The sequence below is a fragment of the Janthinobacterium sp. CG_23.3 genome, assembly GCF_046115965.1.
In the GTDB taxonomy this organism is placed as follows: domain Bacteria; phylum Pseudomonadota; class Gammaproteobacteria; order Burkholderiales; family Burkholderiaceae_D; genus Janthinobacterium.
The window spans coordinates 1-3,156 of the sequence record NZ_JBJXIB010000233.1 but is presented as its reverse complement, the minus strand read 5'-3'; the positions used below and the strand labels follow the sequence as shown (position 1 = coordinate 3,156).

The window sequence follows — 3,156 nt, the reverse complement described above, 5'->3', positions numbered from 1 at the left end:
TGGACGCTCATGCGCATACCGGTAAGCATCAACGCGACCAGCGCCGGCAACGGCAATTTTCGCTGGCGGGAAAATGCGGCGGGGTGTTCAATATGCCGGGCCGTCAGAAGGAATTCGACGGACTGCAAATGCGCGGCAAGATCGTTGAACAGTGCGGCAAGGGACATAGCGGCCAATGAGGTAAAAAATCTCACTGACCGCGCCCTACCTCACTGGCATGTCAAGATTTTTATTGTATTTCGCTCTACTTTTAAAGAAAAATTCTTAACTTGGGTGGATTGGGGCGGACCCCGAGGGTCTGCCCCCCGCATTTAAGGCCGCGGGTTTGAATAGTACGCTTCGGCGCCCAGCGTGATGGCGCCGATCAGCAAGACCGCCAGCGCCAGCGCGATCAGCAGGCGGCCGAACTTGGGCGAGCCGTCGCCGCCCCCGCCCGCCGGCACCTCGTCGTCAGCATCGCGCATATTTCCTACGGCACTAGAATGGACGAGCCGGTCGTTTTGCGCGACTCCAGCTCGGTATGGGCTTGCGCCACGTCGGCCAGGTTATAGCGCTGGTTGATGGCAATCTTGACTTCGCCGCTGGCGACGATGCCGAACAGCGAGCTCGCCGTCGCCTGCAGATCCTCGCGCGTGGCGATGTAGCTGAACAGCGACGGACGGGTGATGAACAGCGAGCCGCGCGACGTCAGTTCGCCCAGCGAGAACGGCGGCACCGGCCCGGACGCGTTGCCGAAGCTGACCATCGTGCCCAGCGGCGCCAGGCAGTCGAGCGAGCCGGTGAAGGTGTCCTTGCCGATCGAGTCGTAGACCGCGCGCACGCCCTTGCCGCCGGTAATCTCGCGCACCCGTTCGACGAAATTCTCGCTGTTGTAGTTAATCACGTGCGCGGCGCCGTGCGCCCTGGCCAGTTCCGCCTTGTCGTCCGAGCCGACCGTGCCGATCAGGGTCACGCCCAGTACCTTGGCCCACTGGCTGGCGATCAGGCCGACCCCGCCGGCGGCGGCGTGGAACAGCACCGTGTCGCCGGCCTTCAGCGCCACCGTGCGGTGCAGCAGATACTGCGCCGTCATGCCTTGCAACATCATCGCCGCGGCCGTGTCGAAATCGACCTTCTCCGGCAGCGCCACCAGCATCGCCGCGGGCACGTTGCGCACTTGCGCATAGGCGCCGTTCGGCCCGCCCGCGTAGGCGACACGGTCGCCCACCTTGACCTCGGTGACGCCCTCGCCCACCGCCTCGACGACGCCGGCGCCCTCCTTGCCCAGGCCGGCCGGCAACTCTTGCGGGTACAGGCCGGTGCGGAAATAGACGTCGATGTAATTCAGTCCGATCGCCTCGTGCCGCACCTGCGCCTCGCCGGGAGCGGGCGGGGCCAGCTCGACGTCGACATATTCCATCACTTCGGGACCGCCGGCGCGGCGCATTCTGATCGTCTTAGTCATAGGGGCTTCCTTGTCGTTGTGAAGTTGAAGTCAGGCTGGCGCGGCGGCGCGCGCCGCCAGTTGCGACAGCACCAGGTGGGCCGACGCCAGATTGGTGGCGCAGGCAACGTTGTGCACGTCGCAGGCGCGCACCAGCGCGTTGATGTCCGGCTCGTGCGGCTGCGGCGTCATCGGGTCGCGCAGGAACACCACGCAATCGATCCGGCCCTCGACCAGCATCGAGCCGATCTGCAAGTCGCCGCCGAACGGACCCGAATGCTTGCGCTCGACCACCAGACCCAGCTCGTCGATCAGGCGCCCACCGGTGGTACCGGTGGCCGACAGCGTGCAGGTGCGCAGGAAATCGATGTATTCGCCGGCCAGCGCGATCATGTCGTCATTTTTCTTGTCGTGGGCAATCAGGGCGATGCGGGTTGTCATGGTGAGCTGTCCGTATGGAGGGAGGTAAGGGGCTATTTCTTCGATAACATATAAATACCGGCCAGCACCAGGCTGGTGCCGGCCAACTGCCAGTTCGTGATTTGCTCGCCGAGCACCAGCGCGCCCAGGAACAGCGTCGACACCGGGCCGATCATGCCGGCCTGGGACGCCGTGGCGGCGCCGATGCGCTGCACCGCCGTCATCGTCATGAACACCGGCAACACCGTGCAAAAGATGCCGTTGAGCAGCGACAGGCCGTACACCGGCAGCGGCTGCAGCAACATCGACGCCGGGCGCAGCAGGAAAAACTGGCCGACGCAGGCGGCGCTGGAGACGCACATCGCGTACGACACCAGGCGTAGCGCGCCGATGCGCTTGACCAGTTCGCCCGAACCGAGCAGATACACCGCGTACGAGGTGGCCGACCCGAGCACCAGCAGCGAGCCGAGCACCACATTGCCGGCGCCGCCCCGCAAATCGTGGACGAACACCAGCACGATGCCGCAATACGAGGCCAGCAGCGCCAGCCACTGCAACCGGCTGATGTGGTGCTTCAGGAACACCGTACTAATGAGCAGCACGAAGGTCGGGGTGAGGAACAGGATCAGCCGTTCCAGCCCGACCGTAATGTATTGCAGCCCGAGGAAATCGAGAAAGCTCGACAAATAGTAGCCGACCAGGCCCAGGCCGACCAGGCGCCAGCGGTCGCGCGGCGCCAGCGGCGCCTCGGTGCGCATCTTCCACAGCGCCACGGCGGCGAACACCGGCAGCGAAAACAGCATGCGGAAAGCGATCAGGGTCACGGCGTCGATCTGGTAGCGGTACAACAGCTTGGCGACGATGGCCTTGGTGGAAAACAGCACCGCGCCGCCGACCGCGATCGACAGGCCGCCCAGATACGCCGAACGTGGAAGGGACTGCTGGGGCGAAACGGCTGGAATTGTACTCATGCGTCGATTGTAATGGCAAAAGCGAAACGTCGCTGACGCCCTCCCCCGGCAACGCGACAACGCCGGGGTCAGCTCCCGACATGGCGGTTTTTGGGGCAAAACCAGGGGCGCGAACCCGGGGCAGAGCGCGAGGGCCCGAGCCCGGACTGCTTGCCGCTGGTATTTTTTGGACGCCGCCGGCGCCTGGAATTTGTGGAAATCGCGGCCGGGACGTTGCGCGCGCACAGGGAAGCGGCGTATCCAGGCCGCCAGGGCGATTGCATGAAGGATCAGATGGCCAGGCCCAACACCTTGCCAAGGTAGTCGGCGTTCCAGCCCGCCTTTAGGCGCTTGGAGGCGACG

At 64.8% G+C, this 3,156-nt stretch carries 4 protein-coding genes and 1 pseudogene; all 5 read right to left on the bottom strand.

The genetic code is table 11. The features are described from left to right. Positions 1 to 194 (bottom strand): annotated as a pseudogene (locus tag ACFDR9_RS27320) (transposase); the annotation flags it as partial. Between the two features lie 117 nt (positions 195 to 311). Continuing rightward, on the bottom strand, positions 312 to 464 hold the full coding sequence (locus ACFDR9_RS27315) for a hypothetical protein (RefSeq protein ID WP_409033023.1): 153 nt from the start codon (positions 462 to 464) through the stop codon (positions 312 to 314). Between the two features lie 5 nt (positions 465 to 469). After that, positions 470 to 1,444: a quinone oxidoreductase family protein gene (locus ACFDR9_RS27310; protein ID WP_409033022.1), complete on the bottom strand. Its 975-nt coding sequence runs from the start codon at positions 1,442 to 1,444 to the stop codon at positions 470 to 472. Positions 1,445 to 1,474: 30 nt separating this feature from the next. Continuing rightward, entirely contained in the window at positions 1,475 to 1,864 is a 390-nt protein-coding gene (locus tag ACFDR9_RS27305) for a methylglyoxal synthase (protein WP_409033021.1), read from the bottom strand. Between the two features lie 32 nt (positions 1,865 to 1,896). After that, positions 1,897 to 2,814, bottom strand: a complete 918-nt coding sequence (locus tag ACFDR9_RS27300; RefSeq protein WP_017877121.1) for a DMT family transporter — start codon at positions 2,812 to 2,814, stop codon at positions 1,897 to 1,899. Positions 2,815 to 3,156 lie beyond the last annotated feature (342 nt).

What these genes read in the sequence shown, in the direction of transcription:
- ACFDR9_RS27310 (WP_409033022.1), bottom strand. Translation starts at nt 1,444, where the DNA reads ATGACTAAGACGATCAGAATGCGCCGCGCCGGCGGTCCCGAAGTGATG.
- ACFDR9_RS27300 (WP_017877121.1), bottom strand. Translation starts at nt 2,814, where the DNA reads ATGAGTACAATTCCAGCCGTTTCGCCCCAGCAGTCCCTTCCACGTTCG.
- ACFDR9_RS27305 (WP_409033021.1), bottom strand. Translation starts at nt 1,864, where the DNA reads ATGACAACCCGCATCGCCCTGATTGCCCACGACAAGAAAAATGACGAC.
- ACFDR9_RS27315 (WP_409033023.1), bottom strand. Translation starts at nt 464, where the DNA reads ATGCGCGATGCTGACGACGAGGTGCCGGCGGGCGGGGGCGGCGACGGC.